We start from the raw sequence: 17,832 nt of genomic DNA, 5'->3' as shown, positions 1-17,832 counted from the left end.
TATTTCAAACAAATGCAGAGAAAAATTTTATGAATAATAAAAATAAAGATTTAGATTTTACAAAAAATAATAATATAGATATCAAAAAAAAAGAAGCTAATGACAATAGAAATAATACTATTGAAGATGAAAATAAATTGAACGAAAAAATACTTAACATTAAAAAAAACATTATAAATATTAAATTACGAGAACAAGCTGAAATCGAAAACATAAAAAAAAATACTTACAATAAGATAAAAAAAATAAAAAAAATGCAATTTCAATATTTTTGCATTAATTTTATTCCCATATTAGATAATTTAAAAAACATAAAAAATACTGCATATAAACTTAATATTAAACATAATAAAATAATAGAAGGAATCACATTAACACTAAAATTACTATTGGATACAATTCAAAAATTTAATTTAACTATAGAAAATCAAAAAAATATAAAATTTAATGCATCATTACATCAAACTGAATCCAATGAAAAATTAGATGATATTCATACTTATTATGTTTCATCAGTCATTAAAGACGGTTATATATGTCAAGGAGAGATCATACGAAAAGCCATAGTAAAAATAAAAAAAAGAAAAAACAATATTTAAAATAACAAAAATTACAATAAAAATGTTATATTTTTAAAAATACATGACGCATATAACATCATATTATGATGCATAACATAAAATTAGTCATATAAACCAATTAATTGGAGTTTTATTCTGTTTTTTTAATAAAAAATTTGTCTTTGAAAAATGGCGGCATCCAAAAAAACCGTGATAAGATGATAACGGTGATGGATGCGATGCCAATAAAATATGATGTTTGCGAATACAAATATGTGCTATTTTTTTTTTAGCATATGATCCCCATAACAAAAAAATAACTCCTGTATGATAATCGCTAATAATTTTTATAACTTTATTAGTAAAATTTTCCCATCCTAATTTAAAATGAGAACCGGGTTTATTTGATTCTACTGTTAAAACAGAATTTAATAAAAATACACCTTGACGAGCCCAATTTTTAAGACATCCACTTTGAAATAAAAAATTTTTACCTATATCATTAACTAATTCTTTTCGTATGTTAACTAAAGAGGGAGGAATTTTAACATTTTTTTGCACAGAAAACGCTAATCCATTCGCTTGACCTTTTTTAAAATATGGATCTTGACCAATAATAACTACTTTTATATTAGAAAAATTTGTTAATGAAAAAGCATTAAATACCTCATGTTTAGGAGGATATACTATTTTAGTTTGTCTGATATTAGCAAGATTTTTAATAATACTAATAAAATATAATTTTTTTTTTCTTCTTTTAATACATCTTTCCAATTCATGATACAATTACTCATAAAATATCAAAACTTCAATTTTAAAAATATCATTACTATAATAATAACATTATGCACTGTATTTCTATATTATACTATTTCATTCATCTAAAAACATTTAAAATAAAACATAAAATTAAAAAATTGAAAATTATTTAAAACTATTTTGTAAAACGCGTAATATTTTTAAAATAAAATAATTTATATTTTATAAAGTATATCACTCAATCAAGGAAATAAATATGTTAGTAACACATCAAGCACCCGATTTTACTGCACCTGCTATTTTACATAACAATGACATTGTAGATTGCTTTAATTTTAAAAACCACATTAATGAAAAAACTACAGTACTATTTTTTTGGCCAATGGATTTTACATTTGTATGCCCTTCAGAAATTATAGCATTCGACAAGTCTCTTTCTGAATTTACACAAAGAGATACGGAAGTTATAGGAGTATCTATTGATTCAATATATGTACATAAAGCTTGGCGTCAAACTAGTCGCAACCAAGGTGGTATCGGACAAATAAAATATATAATAATATCTGACATAAAAAGAGAAATACAAAAATTATACAATGTTGAACATCCAAAATTAGGTGTAGCACTAAGAGCATCTTTTCTCATTGATAAAAAAGGAATAGTTCGTCATCAAGTAATAAATGATTTACCATTTGGAAGAAACATTTCAGATATGATAAGAATGATAGATGCACTAAATTTTAACGAAACGTATGGAGAAGTTTGTCCAGCCAATTGGATACCAGGAAATCACGGAATGAAACCTACTTCAGATGGAGTAAAACAATATTTAAAAAATACATATGGTGAAAAATAAAATAATAAAAATATTAAATAACCTTTATTTATAAACTAACATAATTATTTACATGAACCAGCAGAAAAATAAGTTCGTTGCTGGTTTTATGCATTTTTTATAAAACATTTATAAACATGAATATATAAAATATTTAAATAAAATTATCATCTTCAAAATTGTCATAATCATTATCATCATGAACATCACAATTCAACGGATGACATTCTTCAACATGATTGTCTGAATTCGTTCTATCATAGTTAATATACTGATTATGCGCAGGATCATTATCTATAGAGTTAGATTCTACATGAGAAGAATCAACGTTATGAGCTGAATTTATTACCTCTTCTTCAGATTTTTTATTCTGAAAAAGATTCGTTAACATATTCGCCATCACTACACCACCAGCTACTCCTGTAGCAGTTTGAAGTGCTCCACTAAAAAATCCTCCTGTATTATTAGCAGCTCCTATTTGAGACAAAGTGCCAGAACGAGTTTGTGAAGAAAAAGGACTAGTATTAGAATCAAAAGCTCTATTATGTAATGGATTAATAGAACTATTAGAATATGTTTCTGAAACACTTTGATTTTTTTTTGTCCCAAACAAATTTGATAAAAAACCAATAGATACATTTTTTTTATCTTTCTTATCTTTAAGAACATGACTTTCTAGTTCAGAAACTTTATCATTCAATTTCTTTATTGCTGTTTCTTGAACTAATATGGTTTGCGCCATATAGTAAGGAGAATTTGGATACTTTTCTAATAAATTTTTAATTAGCTCTTCAGCAATATTATCTCGATTAGGAGATTGAATCTCAGTTTGATGTAATCGAAAAAACAAATCTTCTATTAATTTTTTTTCATCAGTATTCATATAAACCTCGTGATATTACATTATAAAATAACATTGTTGTCATAACTTAATACAATACTACTAAACAAAAGAATACATCATATGATATCGTAAAACAATATTTTATATCAATTTCAATCTATATTTAAAATGTTTTTTTAAAAAATATATAAAAATAATATTTATATAAAATGATACTAATCATCATAAAAAATATAATGTATATTCTATATATATTACTTATCATAGATTATAAATTTTTTAGATCATTGTTTATCCTTTAAATATTATTATATTACTCATATTCCTCAATAATCAAAACAACAAAAATAATATTTTTCTCAAAACCTTAGAAATTTGATAATTTTATAAAATAATATTTTTGTATTAATCAAATTTTCTATTGTGATAATATTACTACCCTAAACATTATTACAAAGATAAATATAATCATGAAAAAAATTGCAAAAGAAATTATAAAAATCAACATTGAAGATGAACTTAAAAATTCTTATTTAGATTATGCTATGTCAGTTATTATCGGACGTGCTTTACCAGACGTAAGGGACGGATTAAAACCTGTTCATAGAAGAATATTATTCGCCATGAATACATTAAGTAATAATTGGAATAAACTATACAAAAAGTCAGCTAGAATAGTAGGTGATGTTATTGGAAAATACCATCCACATGGAGATACTGCTGTATATGATGCTATAGTTCGAATGGCTCAATCTTTTTCATTGCGATATACACTTATTGATGGACAAGGGAATTTTGGATCAATAGACGGGGATTCTGCAGCAGCAATGAGATACACTGAAATTAGGATGTCTAAAATTGCATATGAATTGTTAAGTGATTTAGATAAAGAAACAGTAAAATTTTTTCCTAATTATGATGGAACAGAAAAAATTCCTGAAGTACTTCCTACAAAAATACCTAATTTACTTATTAATGGTTCATCTGGTATTGCGGTTGGTATGGCTACTAATATTCCTCCTCATAACATCACAGAAATAATAAATGGTTGTCTTGCTTTTATAGATAATAATCAAATTACTTTACAAGAACTCATGAAACATATTCCAGGACCTGATTTTCCTACCGCAGGTATAATTAATGGATGTACAGGTATTACAGAAGCATATCAAACAGGAAGAGGTAAAATTCATATCAGAGCCAAAAGTAAAATAGAAATTCAAGAAAAAACGAAAAAAGAATCCCTAATTATTTTTGAATTACCATATCAAGTAAATAAATCACGCGTAATTGAAAAAATTGCTGAATTAGTAAAAGACAAAAGAATTGAAGGTATTAGCGGTTTACGTGATGAATCAGATAAAGAAGGAATGAGAATAGTTATTGATACAAAGAAAGAAGCAAAACCAGAAATTATTCTTAATCAATTATACATTTTAACTCAATTACAAGTTTCTTTTGGTATTAACATGGTTGCATTGTCTAACGGACAACCAAAAATAATGTCGTTAAAAGATATTTTAAACGAGTTTATAACTCATCGAAAAAAAATAATAACTAGACGTAGTTTATTTGAATTAAAAAATATTAAAAATAAAATACACGTTATTGAAGGATTAATTATCTCTTTAGAAAATATTGACATAATTATTGCATTAATTAAAAACGCAAAATCGTTGGCAGAAGCAAAAAAGCTGTTACTTGAAAAAAATTGGTACTCAAAAAGTTTTAAAAAAACCAATGAACTAAATAATACTTTAAAAAAATACTCAATGCAAACTCAATACAATAAAGATAAAACTTTATTTTTTACTCCCATTCAAGTAAATGCAGTACTAGAACTACGTCTTCAAAAACTCACTAATTTAGAATCTTCTAAACTTATCGCAGAACATAAAAAATTTAAGGAATCCTGTATAATGTTAGAAAATATCTTACAAGATACCCAAACGCTTACTAACGTTATGAAAGAAGAACTAATAAATGTTAAACAGAGTTTTGGAGATAAAAGAAAAACTCAAATCATTACAAATTATGAAGACATCAATATTTCCGATATGATAAATCGAGAAGATGTAGTAGTTACTCTATCACATTCAGGATATGTAAAATATCAACCATTATCTACTTATGAAGCGCAAAAAAGAGGAGGAAAAGGAAAATCAGCAGCAAAAACAAAAGAAGAAGATTTTATAGAAAATTTACTTGTAGCTAATACACATGACACAATATTATGTTTTTCTAGCCGAGGAATAATATATTGGATGAAAGTTTATCAATTACCCGAAGCTAGTAGAAATGCTCGCGGACGTCCAATAGTTAATCTTTTACCTCTTAGTACCAAAGAAAGAATAACAGCCATATTACCTATTTCAAAATATAAAGATAGCATAAATATTTTTATGGCTACTGCTCAAGGAATGGTTAAAAAAACTAATTTATGTGAGTTCAAACGACCAAGAACTGCTGGAATAATTGCTATTAAATTAAAAGAAGATGACGAATTAATTGGTGTATCTCTTACCAACGGAAAAGACAAAATAATGTTATTTACTGCAGCAGGAAAAGCTGTCCATTTTTCTGAAAAGTTAGTTAGAACAATGGGAAGAAATGCTACTGGAATGAAAGGAATAGCAATAAAAAAACAAGACAAAGTAGTGTCTTTAGTAGTACCGAGAGGAATTGGAAACATATTGATTGTCACCGAACATGGATACGGAAAGCGAACTGAAATTTGTGAATTTCCAATGAAATCTAGAGCTACTAGAGGAACTATTGCAATAAAAATAACTAAAAAAAATGGAATAATGATTGGAGCTATGCAAGTAATAGAAAAAGATCAAATCATGATCATAACTAATGCTGGAACATTAGTCAGAACTAGAATATCAGAAATTGGAATCCTTGGAAGAAATACACAAGGTGTTATTTTAATTAGAACATCAGAAAAAGAAAAAGTAGTAGCTGTACAAAAAGCAAATGAATCATTTTTATAAGCCATAATACAAATTCATGATACAAGTTAACAAACTATTCGTTAATGTTAATTTAAAAACAAGCACGCATTTAAAAGAACATTTTTAAAAAAAGCAAAAAATATTAGTTTTATAATATGAAATGTTTACTTTATTCAAAAAAAATATAAATTTATGCTCAAAAACAAACTAAGCAATTAAATGTACATTAGTTATTTTCAAAATTTTATTTCTTTTTAAAAATTATTTATAATAGTAAAATTAAAATTTACAAAAAAATAACCAAAACATATAAAATTCAAAATAACTAATATAACTATATTTCGCAAAAGGAAAAGATAAAATGAATCCAATACTACTAGTTACAAAAAGAGATGGACAAAAAGAATTAATTAATTTAGATAAAATTCACAGAGTACTAAATTGGGCAGCAAAAGATTTAGACAATATTTCCGTATCTCAAGTAGCACTAAAATCTAGAATACAATTCTATAATTTTATAAAAACTACTACTATACATGAAACTATTATAAAATCTGCGGCTGATCTTATTTCTGAAAATTCACCTGATTACCAATATATGGCTGCCAGATTAGCTATATTTCATCTTCGAAAACAAGCTTTTGGTCAATTTACTCCTCCTGATTTATATACGTATATAAAAAATATGGTAAAATTAGGAAAATACGACAAACATTTATTAAAAGATTACTCTGAAACTGAATATATACAAATGAATTCCTTTATCAAACATTGGCGTGATATGAATTTTTCTTATGCAGCAGTAAAACAATTAGAAGGAAAATATTTAATACAAAATAGAGTAACTAAAAAAATTTACGAGAGTGCTCAATTTTTATATATTGTAATATCAGCATGTTTATTTCATAAATATCCAAAAGAAAATAGAATGCAATATATCAAAAAATTTTATAATGCAATTTCTACTTTTAAAATTTCCTTGCCAACTCCTATCATGGCTGGATTAAGAACTCCTACGCGACAATTTAGTTCTTGCGTTTTAATTGAATGCGCTGATAGTTTAAATTCTATTAATGCTACTGCTAGCGCAATTGTAAAATATGTATCTCAACGTGCAGGAATCGGAATTAACGCAGGTCAAATTAGAGCCTTAGGAAGCCCTATTAGAGGAGGAGATGCATTTCATACTGGATGTATTCCTTTTTACAAACACTTTCAGAGCGCTGTTAAGTCATGTTCACAAGGTGGCGTTAGAGGTGGTGCAGCTACTATATTTTATCCAATTTGGCATCTTGAAGTAGAAAGTCTATTAGTATTAAAAAATAACAGAGGAATAGACGAAAATCGAGTTCGCCATATGGATTATGGAATACAAATAAATAAATTGATGTATCAACGAATGATATCAGGAAAATACATTACATTATTTAGTCCATCCGATGTTCCGAGATTATATGATTCTTTTTTTTCTGATCAACAACAATTCGAAAAATTATACGTCAAATATGAAAATAACAAAAAAATTAGAAAAAAGAAAATAAAAGCAACTCATTTATTCTCTTTAATTATGCAAGAAAGAACCTCTACCGGAAGAATTTATATACAAAACGTTGATCACTGTAATACACACAGTGCTTTTAATCCAAAACTTGCACCTATTAGGCAATCCAACTTATGTTTGGAAATAACACTACCAACTAATCCATTAAATGATATCCATGATCCCAACGGGGAAATTGCACTATGCACTTTATCTGCCATTAATTTAGGTTCTCTAAAGAATCTTAAAGATTTATCAGAACTCTCGCACTTAATAGTAAGAGCATTAGATTCAGTATTAGATTATCAAAATTATCCCATCATAGGAGCCAAAAAATCAGCGTTATCCAGAAGATCACTAGGCATTGGAGTAATTAATTTTGCGTACTATTTAGCCAAAAACAAAGTACGATATTCTGATGGAAGTGCAAATGCTCTAACTCATCGAACATTTGAAGCTATACAATATCATTTGTTAAATGCGTCATGCGAATTAGCAAAAGAAAAAGGAGTATGCGCTGGGTTTAATCAAACAACATATTGCCAGGGTATCTTACCTATAGACACTTACAAAAAAGACGTAGATAAAATTTGTAACGAACCATTGCATTTAGACTGGGAATTTTTAAGAAGGAAAATTAAAAAATATGGATTACGCAATTCTACAGTATCAGCATTAATGCCTTCAGAAACATCTTCTCAAATTTCAAATGCTACTAATGGTATAGAACCACCTAGAGGATTTATTAGCATCAAAGCATCAAAAGATGGCATGCTTCGACAAGTAGTACCTGAGTATAAAAAGCTAAAATCACATTATGAATTACTATGGAACATTCCGAATAACACTGGGTATTTACAATTAGCAGGTATCATGCAAAAATTCGTAGATCAAGCTATTTCTACTAATACTAATTATAATCCTAGATTATTTTCTAATGGAAAAATACCTATGAAACAATTAATAATAGATTTATTGACAGCTTATAAGTTAGGTTTAAAAACACTATATTACCAAAATACTAAAGATGATGCCAAAGATAATCAAATCGAAATTCCAATTTTTATAAATAATGACAATTGCGAAAATGGAGCTTGTAAAATATAAATTAATCACTTTACTTTCATTTAAGACATAATATATTTATTACTTATATAGGATAATCATATGACATACACTACTTTTTCTAAAAATAAAAATAACCAACTTTTTGAACCTATGTTTTTTGGACAACCAGTTAACGTCTCAAGATATGATCAACAGAAATATGAAATTTTCGAAAAACTCATAGAAAAACAACTATCTTTTTTTTGGAGACCAGAAGAAGTAGATCTATCACGAGATGCAATTGATTTTCAGAATCTTCCGGATCACGAGAAACATATTTTTATTAGTAACTTAAAATACCAAACACTATTAGATTCAATTCAAGGGAGAAGTCCAAACGTTGCCTTTTTACCAATCGTTTCACTTCCTGAATTAGAAACATGGATAGAAACATGGTCATTTTCGGAAACTATTCATTCTAGATCATATACCCATATTATAAGAAATATAATCAATACTCCTTCTGTAATCTTTGACGATATAGTTAATAATAAAAATATAGTCAATAGAGCTCAAGACATTGCTAAATATTATGATAATCTTATAAAAATGACTAGCTATTGGCACCTATTAGGAGAGGGAATACACATAATTAACGGAACAAAGATATCTATTAATCTACGCGAGATTAAAAAACTATTGTACCTGTGTTTAATCAGTGTAAATGCATTAGAGGCTATTCGATTCTATGTAAGTTTTGCTTGTTCTTTTGCTTTTGCAGAAAGAGAAATTATGGAAGGTAACGCAAAAATAATTAGATTAATTGCTAGAGATGAAGCACTGCACCTCACTGGAACTCAACATATTTTAAATATATTAAAAAATGATAACAATCATGAAGAAATGTCAAAAATTACTCAAGAGTGTCATAAAGAATGCTGTAATTTGTTTATTTCAGTATCAGAGCAAGAAAAATCATGGGTGGAGTATTTATTTCAAGATGGTTCCATGCTTGGATTAAATAAAGAGATTTTATCGCAATACATTGAATACATTACTAATATCCGTATGAATGCTATCGGACTACCTATGCCTTTTGAAATTACCTCTAATCCTATTCCATGGATAAACGCTTGGTTAATTTCAGATAATGTTCAAGTAGCACCTCAAGAAATTTCTGTAAGCTCTTACCTAATCGGACAAATTGATTCTGATATTAATGATACTGCATTTAATAAGTTTAAATTATAAATGTCTTATTCAACTATTGAAATTTATAACAAAAAGTATATTATCTATTATCAATTCAAAAAAATTCCATTACTCCTTATATTAACGAAACACAACATACATGTAGAATATCAATGTAAACAAGGATATTGTGGTACATGTAGAATTAAACTACTAAAAGGTAATATATATTACATAAATGAAATACATCCCTTAGCTTCATACAACATAGGAGACATTTTCCCATGTTGTTGTATAGCAACAGGAAATATTATAATTAAAATTTAAAACAAAATACCATTTCATTACAATGTATAAAACTATTAAACTTCAAAACTATTTAGATAGTACAGCTGTAATAGCAATAGTATATACTATATCTTGTACTGAAGCCCCTCTAGATAAATCATTAACTGGTTTTTCAATACCTTGTAATATGGGACCAATAGAAACAATATTAGTAGATCTCTGAACTGCTTTGTATGTAATGTTCCCTGCATTAAGATCGGGAAATATAAAAACCGTTGCATCACCATCAAGAACAGAATTGGGACATTTTAATTTTGATATTATACTATCTACCGCTGCATCATATTGAATAGGACCATCTATGATAAGATGAGGACATTTTTTTCGTACTATAGCAGTTGCTTCTTTTACTGCATCAACTTTTATACCACTGCCAGATGTTCCTGTAGAATAAGATAACATTGCAATCTTTGGAAATATTCCAAAAGATATAGCAGTATTAGCAGACTGAATAGCAATTTCTGCTAATTGATTAGAATTAGGATTGAGATTAATAGCACAATCTGCATACAATAAAACACGATCTGGTAATAACATAAAAAATACAGATGATACTAAAGAAAAATTCTTGGATACTTTAATCAATTGTAAAGCAGGAAGAACTGTATTAGCAGTGGTGTTTACAGATCCTGATACTAACCCATCTACTTTATTAGATTCCAATATTAAAGTAGATAAAATAGAATTATTTGCAAGCATTTTTTTTGCATGCATAATAGTAATTTTATATTTTTTACGTAATTGTATAAAACGCTCTATATAATCATTTCTTATTAATTCTGGATTTAAAATCTCTATATTTGATTCTAATCTAATGTTATTAAGTTTAGCAATGTTTCTAATTTCATTTGGATTTCCTAATAAAACACATTGTGCGATATTTTTACTTGCACAAATAGAAGCAGCTTGAATAATGCGCAGCTCCGTTCCTTCAGGAAGGAGAATTCTTTTTTTATTTTTTTTAGATAACTTTCGTAAACTATAAATAAATGCTGATGAACACATCGGATATTGGGAATTATATTTATCACTTAAAGAAGTTATAAAATTATTATCAATATGTAAAGAAACATGATTTTTTACTATATTAAACTTACTATTATCCTTCACAGATACTTTGCAATCAAACTCTTTTAATAATAAAATTGTTTTTAACATATTTGTCTTAACTAATAAAATCGGCACACGTATTTTAATAAAAGAGCATGATTCTACCAAACGCATATAAAATGCATTACTATCTGTTAACAATATAGAAACAATGAGATTATTTCTATTTATAATAGTACATATCGTTTCTAAATTATAAAAATGATCTGATGACAGTAGTAAAATTGTACGAGATAAAAATTGATTATTATATTTAAAAACATCACTATTTTTATATACAATAACAGATTTAATGTATAAAGAACTCAATTTTTCTTTATTTATAACATACGCTTGAAGATAAAATGATATCTCTTCTAAATTAGGTTCTATTAATTTTGAATTCCATGGAATACAACCTAATATCGGTATATTACAATGCTTAGATAATATACTCTTGTTAAGAACGCTAAACTTTTTTTTCTTTAACATAAGATCAAATATATTAAAATAACCTATAAAATTTCTAGACGAGTCAAACTGTATCATTTTAAATTCATTAATTATAATACCTTTGATATGTATATATTTTTTCTCCATGAAATTTCTTTTAATAATATTCATAACATTGTTAATTTCAACTATACTGTCATTTTGTATAGTACATATGAAAATAACTTCTGCATTAGTAATTCGTGAAATTTCGTAATTTATTTCATTAGAAAGCAAAGTAAATGATCGTAAACATATTCCTTCTAACAATAAAACATCATTATATTTTGTTTTAGAACGTATTTCTAATAAAATATTTTCTATAATTGTTTGTTTTTTATATTTTGTTAAAAAATGATGTATATGATGTACTTTAACAGGTTTAAGACATACAATAGAACTCATTTTTTCTAAAATACTTGTAGTATGATCAACACAATCATGATCATACGTACTATAAAAGACTGGTTTAAAAAACTTGACATGAAAGTTACTATCTTGTATTTTTTGAATTAATCCTATACTAACAGTAGTTAATCCAACATTAATCCCTATAGGAATTAACATTACAGTACGCATGAAAATTTACTCCAAAAATAAATTCTATTTTTACACACAATCATTTTTTACAAAACAATTATATTTTACTAATTACTAATCAATGATACCGCTTCTTTTGCTATTACTAATTCTTCATGAGTCGGTATTACTAATATAGATATACTGTCTTTAGCATTAATTAAGCCTTTTTTACCACGTTTAATTAACATATTTAATTTTTTATTAATTTTACAATTTAACAAAGATAAATAAGAAATAGTAATAGTTCTAATTAAACAAGAATTTTCTCCAATTCCACCAGTAAAAACAAGAGCATCTAATCTCCCTTCCATTAACGAAGAATAAGAACTAATATATTTGGATAAACGATGACAAAATACATCAATAGATAACTTTACTTTACTATTATAAAAATATTTATCCTCTAAATCACGCAAATCACTACTCAATTCACTTAATCCTAATAATCCTGATTTTTTAATCAAAATATTTTCAATGTCTTTCATATTCATTTTTAATTTATTGTACATAAAAAAAATAATTGCAGGATCTATATCTCCACTTCTAGTACCCATAACTAAACCTTCTAATGGCGTTAAACCCATTGAAGTATCTACACAAATACCACCTCGAATAGCTGCTACTGATGCACCATTTCCTAAATGACAGGTAATAATATTCAATTTCGGTACCGGAATTTTTAAAAATTTAGAAGTACAATGCATGACATAAGAATGACTTATACCATGTGCTCCATATCTTCTAATACCATACTTTTTATAAAAAGTATAAGGAATAGCATATAAATAAGATGTTTTTGGTATCGTACTATGAAATGCTGTATCGAATACAGCTACATTTTTTTTTTTAGATGAGGAAAACAAACTAATGTAGCTTGAATACCTAATAAATTGATAGGATTATGCAACGGGGCAAAAAAAGAAGCATGTTTAATATCTTGTATTATTTCTTCAGTTATTATTTCTGACTTTTTCAAATTTGACCCACCATGAACTACACGATGCCCTATACATGAAATATAATTATATATTTTTAAATCTTTTTTTAGGATATGACATACAATAAAAAGAATTATATCTACATAACTTGTTGACTTTTGAAATTTTTTATTGTATTTTTCAGATTTTATTATCCATGAAATGCTTATTTCAGAAAAACCTAAAAAATCAACTAATCCTGACAATGCTATTTGATTTTTTGCTGAATTTATAACAGCAAACTTTATAGATGAACTACCACAATTTAAAGTAAAAACTAACGGATCGCACATAATAGTATTCCAAATTTATGATATACATTGTTATGTCATTTTAAAAAAATACTCTATACAATTTATTATACAACAGATATTTGAAATTATAAATTTTAAATACTAACTAATATTTTCTATAAATATATATATATTGAAATATTATTATCAATAACTACATTTATAATTTAAAATATTATCTATATAATATAAATTAACATATTTATAAGAGATAAATTATGAGTTTACAAAAAAAAATTATCAATACTTTAGGTGTAAAATCTAATATTAATCCTAAATTTGAAATTCACAGAATAATTAACTTTATTAAAGAATATATACTACATCATGATAAAATTAAAACATTAGTATTAGGAATTAGCGGTGGACAAGACTCAACACTAACTGGAAAATTGTGTCAATTAGCCATAAACAAACTTAATACTGTTTTTCATTGTAGAACTTATAAACTTATTTTATTATGCCTACCATATGGAAAACAAATAGATTCAAACGATTGTCAAGATGCAATAAACTTTATCAAACCTCAAATAATGTTAAACATTAATATAAAAAAATCTGTATTAAATACTGAACAAGCACTACAAAAATCAGGAGTAAATGTATCTGATCATATGAGAGAAAACAACAAAGCTAGAGAAAGAATGAAGATACAATATAACATTGCTAGTGCATATAAAGGTATCGTTGTTGGAACTGATCACGCTTCTGAAGCAATTACTGGATTTTTTACAAAATATGGAGATGGAGGAACAGATATTAATCCTATTTCTGAGTTAAATAAAAAACAAGGAAAATTATTGTTAAAAGAACTAAAATGCCCACCTCATCTTTATCTAAAACAGCCTAGAGCAAATTTAGAAGATATGCATCCATACAAAACTGATGAAGAAATTTTAGGTGTAACTTATTTAGATATTGATTCTTATTTAGAAGGTAAGAAAATTAATAAAAAAAGTCAATTAGCAATTGAAAAATATTTTATCCATACTATGCATAAACGTCAAATGCCAATAACACCTCAAACATGGCTAAAAAATGTTAACAAAAAAATATCACAAATCTTTTATAACTTCTATAACGATTAAAAAAATAAAGAACTAAAACAATATTAATACTTAAAAAAATAGAATCTATCTTATTAAATCTCACATCATATGAACGTAATGAATTATATTAAAACATACATTAACATAATAAATACAACATAAATTAACTTTTTAATATAATAAGAATTTATCGTAAATTTTATTATGAAGTCGTATATTTAAAAACAATTTTTTACTTTAAAGTACATAAATGATTTTAATGTAACGTAAATTTTTTCTTTTCTATTGCATGAATTTGAACTTTTATTATTTCACTAATAGGATCTTCAGGACAATGTTCTACGAAATAGATAAGATCAGCTAATGCAACATGATTACATTCCAGTTGAGCATATATTAATCCTCGATCACGTATTTCATAAGGATCATTGGGATTAATTTTTAATAATACATTACTCACATTTAATGCTAATTCCATTTTTTTTTCTTCTATTAATGCATTTTTTAATGCATCTAACATTTTTCTTATAACTGTTAAATGTTGAGCTTCATATAAATCATTTTCATATAATTCTGCTATAGGGCTAATGTTACCTTTCAACCATGCTTCTAGTACATGTTCGTCTAATGTATCTCCATTAAACGGATTTATTAACCACATTTTTTTATTTAATTTATCGACACGTAAAATTAATTGAGTAGGAAAAATTACTGGAACAAGAGGTAAACAGAGCTTCTGAGCAATATGTAATAATATTACCCCCAATGAAACTGCAGTACCTTGACGAGTTTTTAAAACATTGTCTAACCATAAAACATCAGACAACTTATATACTCCAGTAGCTCCACCAAATTTCCAATGATCATAAAACAATTCTATTAACTTTTTTAGCTTACAATGCATTTCTTTTTCAGATGCTACATACGATTTAGCTTCTTCTACTCTATTACTTAATTCTTGAACTACAAAATCAGTAGGAAAATCTGATCGAATAAGACATAATATAGAAACAATTGATTCGCATAATGGTGATTTAGAAACATCACAACCAAAAAAAGATGTCATATGATTTCCAATAATTACATTATAAATTTTTTATTTAATTGAAAAACCAAATATAACCGTAAAAATTATATACTAAAAAATCATTATAGCATAAAACAACTGAAATTTACTGAAATACCAACGTAAATCGTATATTAAAATGTAAAATTAACATCCACATCTATCTCCTCTGTCCAACAGTAATTCTATTATTTCCAGAATAATCTTGATAAGTAATTATATTAAAAAAATTATGTTGCTTAAACAATTTTTGTACTCGAACCTTTTGCATCCAACCATGCTCTATCAATAACCAACCCATATTTTTTAAGTATTTCTTAGAATTCTTAATAATATAACAAATAGAGCCCAATCCATTGTCCGAAGAAACTAACGCTGTCAATGGTTCAAATAACACTTCTTTTTCTAAATTATCAATTTCATTCAAACTAATATAAGGAGGATTACTTACAATAATATCAAATTTTTGATCGACAGAAGAAAACCAAAAACTATGAAAAAATATAACATTGTTTAATTGCAACATTTTTGCATTTTTTTTAGCTATATGAATAGCTTTCTGTACGCAATCTATACCTACAATATAACAATTAAATTTTATACTAGCCAAAGTCAAAGCTATACAACCACAACCTGTTCCTAAATCTAATATACTTTTGTGATTAATATTGTCTAATCGAGTTAAAGTTTGTTCTACTAACATTTCAGTGTCGGGGCGAGGAATTAAAGTGTCATATGATACAATAAAGGGCAATGACCAAAACTCTTTTTGTTTAATCAAATATGCAATAGGTTCGCCATTGATCCTACGTTTTAGTAAATTATTTAACTGTTCAAAGTCATTTTTAGATATTTTATAAGAACTATGACCAATTAACCAATCAATACTTCTATGAAGAACATGACTAAGCAAGACTTCTAAATCTAATTTAGTACTAGAATTATTCAATTGTAAGCAAGCTGTATCTAGCCAAGATTTAACATTCATTGAACAATATTATTAAAAAAACTAGATAAGTAATTAGCTTGATATTCTTGAATAATTGGATCAATTAACAAATCTAAATTTCCATTTAATATGTCGTTTAAAGCATACAATGTTAAGTTAATCCTATGATCAGTTACTCTATTTTTAGAAAAATTATAAGTTCTATTTCTATCTGAACGCATTCCACTACCTAAAAGATTACGACGCATAATAGCATTTTCTTCACGACGTTGAGAAAACTGTTCTGCTTGAATCCTCGAAACTAAAACAGATAATGCTTTAGCCTTATTTTTATGTTGAGAACGTTCATCTTGACATTCTACTACATGACCAGTTGGAATATGAGTAATTCTAATAGCTGAATCTGTAGTGTTTACATGTTGTCCACCTGCTCCAGAAGATCTAAACGTATCAATTTTCAAATCATTAGTATTAATTCTTGTCACTTCTTTTTCTGGCACTACAGGAATAATAGCTACTGTACATGTTGAAGTATGGATACGTCCTTGAGATTCTGTTTGTGGTACTCTTTGTACTCTATGACCTCCAGATTCAAATTTTAATTTTCCACATACTCCTTTACCAGTCACCTTCATTATTACATCTTTACAACCTCCTTGGTCGCTATGAGTAATATTAATAATTTCTGTTTTCCAATGTTTCAACTCTGCATATCTAATATACATTTTCAATAAATTTCCAGCAAATATAGCAGCTTCATCTCCTCCTGTAGCTGCTCTAATTTCAACAAAACAATTTTTTTTATCAAATGGATCATTAGGTAATAACAACATTTTTAATTCATTTTCTAATTTAATTTTCTTAAAACAAACTATTTCTAATTCTTCTTTAGCCATATCATGCAATTCGCTATCATCCAATAAATATGAAACTGTTTTTTTGTTATCTTCATTAACCTTCCAATCAATAAAACAATTATTAATATTAGATAATTTTAAATACTCTTTGGATAATTTTCGAAATTTTTTTGGATTAGAAAAAATATTTACGTCAGACAACATATATTCAATTTCTTTATACCTTTTATGTAAATCTTCTAATTTTTTTATAATAAAATCTTTCACTTTTAAATACACCCTTAAATTAATTTGTCTATACGCAATGAACGTGCATAACTTATCCTTTTATAGCATAAATTTATTGTCTCAAAAAATAAAGTATATTAATTCTTGCAAATATGTCAAAATACATTTA

Annotated in this window: 12 protein-coding genes and 2 pseudogenes; 7 read left to right on the top strand and 7 right to left on the bottom strand. The window is 26.3% G+C overall.

The window, feature by feature from the left end:
* The first annotated feature begins 29 nt into the window (after positions 1 to 29).
* Positions 30 to 599 (top strand): nucleotide exchange factor GrpE, encoded by a 570-nt coding sequence (grpE, locus tag U0T59_00850; GenBank protein ID XBC43476.1) that lies wholly within the window; start codon positions 30 to 32, stop codon positions 597 to 599.
* 87 nt (positions 600 to 686) lie between these two features.
* Here grpE and ung read toward each other — a convergent pair.
* A pseudogene (gene ung / locus U0T59_00845) lies at positions 687 to 1,354 on the bottom strand (uracil-DNA glycosylase).
* 221 nt (positions 1,355 to 1,575) lie between these two features.
* Between ung and U0T59_00840 the strand changes: the two are divergent.
* Positions 1,576 to 2,175, top strand: coding sequence for a peroxiredoxin C (locus U0T59_00840; protein XBC43475.1), 600 nt, complete (start codon positions 1,576 to 1,578; stop codon positions 2,173 to 2,175).
* Between the two features lie 133 nt (positions 2,176 to 2,308).
* Here the strand turns inward: U0T59_00840 and U0T59_00835 are convergent, their stop codons facing one another.
* Positions 2,309 to 3,037, bottom strand: coding sequence for a DUF2076 domain-containing protein (locus tag U0T59_00835; protein XBC43474.1), 729 nt, complete (start codon positions 3,035 to 3,037; stop codon positions 2,309 to 2,311).
* Positions 3,038 to 3,468: 431 nt separating this feature from the next.
* Between U0T59_00835 and gyrA the strand changes: the two genes are divergently transcribed.
* The 4 genes from gyrA (at position 3,469) to yfaE (ending at position 10,060) form a co-directional block, all read left to right on the top strand.
* Positions 3,469 to 5,994, top strand: coding sequence for a DNA topoisomerase (ATP-hydrolyzing) subunit A (gyrA, locus tag U0T59_00830; protein ID XBC43473.1), 2,526 nt, complete (start codon positions 3,469 to 3,471; stop codon positions 5,992 to 5,994).
* Between the two features lie 322 nt (positions 5,995 to 6,316).
* Positions 6,317 to 8,602 carry a class 1a ribonucleoside-diphosphate reductase subunit alpha gene (gene nrdA / locus U0T59_00825; GenBank protein ID XBC43472.1) on the top strand — a complete coding sequence of 762 codons (2,286 nt, stop codon included), beginning with the start codon at positions 6,317 to 6,319 and terminating at the stop codon, positions 8,600 to 8,602.
* A 60-nt stretch (positions 8,603 to 8,662) separates the two neighbouring features.
* Complete coding sequence (gene nrdB, locus U0T59_00820; GenBank protein ID XBC43471.1) at positions 8,663 to 9,793, top strand: class Ia ribonucleoside-diphosphate reductase subunit beta; 1,131 nt, start codon at positions 8,663 to 8,665, stop codon at positions 9,791 to 9,793.
* Positions 9,794 to 10,060, top strand: coding sequence for a class I ribonucleotide reductase maintenance protein YfaE (yfaE, locus tag U0T59_00815; GenBank protein ID XBC43470.1), 267 nt, complete (start codon positions 9,794 to 9,796; stop codon positions 10,058 to 10,060).
* A gap of 48 nt (positions 10,061 to 10,108) precedes the next feature.
* Here the strand turns inward: yfaE and pta are convergent, their stop codons facing one another.
* Together pta and U0T59_00805 are read right to left on the bottom strand one after the other, a co-directional pair.
* Complete coding sequence (gene pta / locus U0T59_00810; GenBank protein ID XBC43469.1) at positions 10,109 to 12,241, bottom strand: phosphate acetyltransferase; 2,133 nt, start codon at positions 12,239 to 12,241, stop codon at positions 10,109 to 10,111.
* Positions 12,242 to 12,309: 68 nt separating this feature from the next.
* A pseudogene (locus tag U0T59_00805) lies at positions 12,310 to 13,514 on the bottom strand (acetate kinase).
* A gap of 218 nt (positions 13,515 to 13,732) precedes the next feature.
* On the opposite strand from U0T59_00805, the gene nadE reads away from it, so the two are divergent.
* On the top strand, positions 13,733 to 14,602 hold the full coding sequence (gene nadE / locus U0T59_00800) for an ammonia-dependent NAD(+) synthetase (GenBank protein XBC43468.1): 870 nt from the start codon (positions 13,733 to 13,735) through the stop codon (positions 14,600 to 14,602).
* A 217-nt stretch (positions 14,603 to 14,819) separates the two neighbouring features.
* Here nadE and sirB1 read toward each other — a convergent pair whose 3' ends face one another.
* The 3 genes from sirB1 to prfA all read right to left on the bottom strand — a co-directional run bounded on the left by sirB1 (position 14,820) and on the right by prfA (position 17,702).
* Positions 14,820 to 15,629, bottom strand: a complete 810-nt coding sequence (sirB1, locus tag U0T59_00795) for an invasion regulator SirB1 (GenBank protein ID XBC43467.1) — start codon at positions 15,627 to 15,629, stop codon at positions 14,820 to 14,822.
* Positions 15,630 to 15,789: 160 nt separating this feature from the next.
* The gene (gene prmC, locus U0T59_00790) at positions 15,790 to 16,617 is read right to left on the bottom strand and encodes a peptide chain release factor N(5)-glutamine methyltransferase (protein XBC43466.1); all 828 of its coding nucleotides are present in this window, start codon (positions 16,615 to 16,617) and stop codon (positions 15,790 to 15,792) included.
* Entirely contained in the window at positions 16,614 to 17,702 is a 1,089-nt protein-coding gene (gene prfA, locus U0T59_00785; protein ID XBC43465.1) for a peptide chain release factor 1, read from the bottom strand. The genes prmC and prfA overlap by 4 nt, the downstream gene beginning before the upstream one ends.
* Positions 17,703 to 17,832 lie beyond the last annotated feature (130 nt).

Origin of the sequence: Buchnera aphidicola (Meitanaphis flavogallis), from assembly GCA_039830035.1 — a bacterium.
In the GTDB taxonomy this organism is placed as follows: Bacteria; Pseudomonadota; Gammaproteobacteria; order Enterobacterales; family Enterobacteriaceae; genus Buchnera_B; species Buchnera_B aphidicola_AZ.
The sequence above is the reverse complement of the archived record's forward strand: the minus strand, read 5'-3'. Positions and strand labels throughout refer to the sequence as shown.

Coding starts and splice junctions, on each gene's coding strand:
- grpE (XBC43476.1), top strand. CDS start 30: ATGAATAATAAAAATAAAGATTTAGATTTTACAAAAAATAATAATATA.
- U0T59_00840 (XBC43475.1), top strand. CDS start 1,576: ATGTTAGTAACACATCAAGCACCCGATTTTACTGCACCTGCTATTTTA.
- U0T59_00835 (XBC43474.1), bottom strand. CDS start 3,037: ATGAATACTGATGAAAAAAAATTAATAGAAGATTTGTTTTTTCGATTA.
- gyrA (XBC43473.1), top strand. CDS start 3,469: ATGAAAAAAATTGCAAAAGAAATTATAAAAATCAACATTGAAGATGAA.
- nrdA (XBC43472.1), top strand. CDS start 6,317: ATGAATCCAATACTACTAGTTACAAAAAGAGATGGACAAAAAGAATTA.
- nrdB (XBC43471.1), top strand. CDS start 8,663: ATGACATACACTACTTTTTCTAAAAATAAAAATAACCAACTTTTTGAA.
- yfaE (XBC43470.1), top strand. CDS start 9,794: ATGTCTTATTCAACTATTGAAATTTATAACAAAAAGTATATTATCTAT.
- pta (XBC43469.1), bottom strand. CDS start 12,241: ATGCGTACTGTAATGTTAATTCCTATAGGGATTAATGTTGGATTAACT.
- nadE (XBC43468.1), top strand. CDS start 13,733: ATGAGTTTACAAAAAAAAATTATCAATACTTTAGGTGTAAAATCTAAT.
- sirB1 (XBC43467.1), bottom strand. CDS start 15,629: ATGACATCTTTTTTTGGTTGTGATGTTTCTAAATCACCATTATGCGAA.
- prmC (XBC43466.1), bottom strand. CDS start 16,617: ATGAATGTTAAATCTTGGCTAGATACAGCTTGCTTACAATTGAATAAT.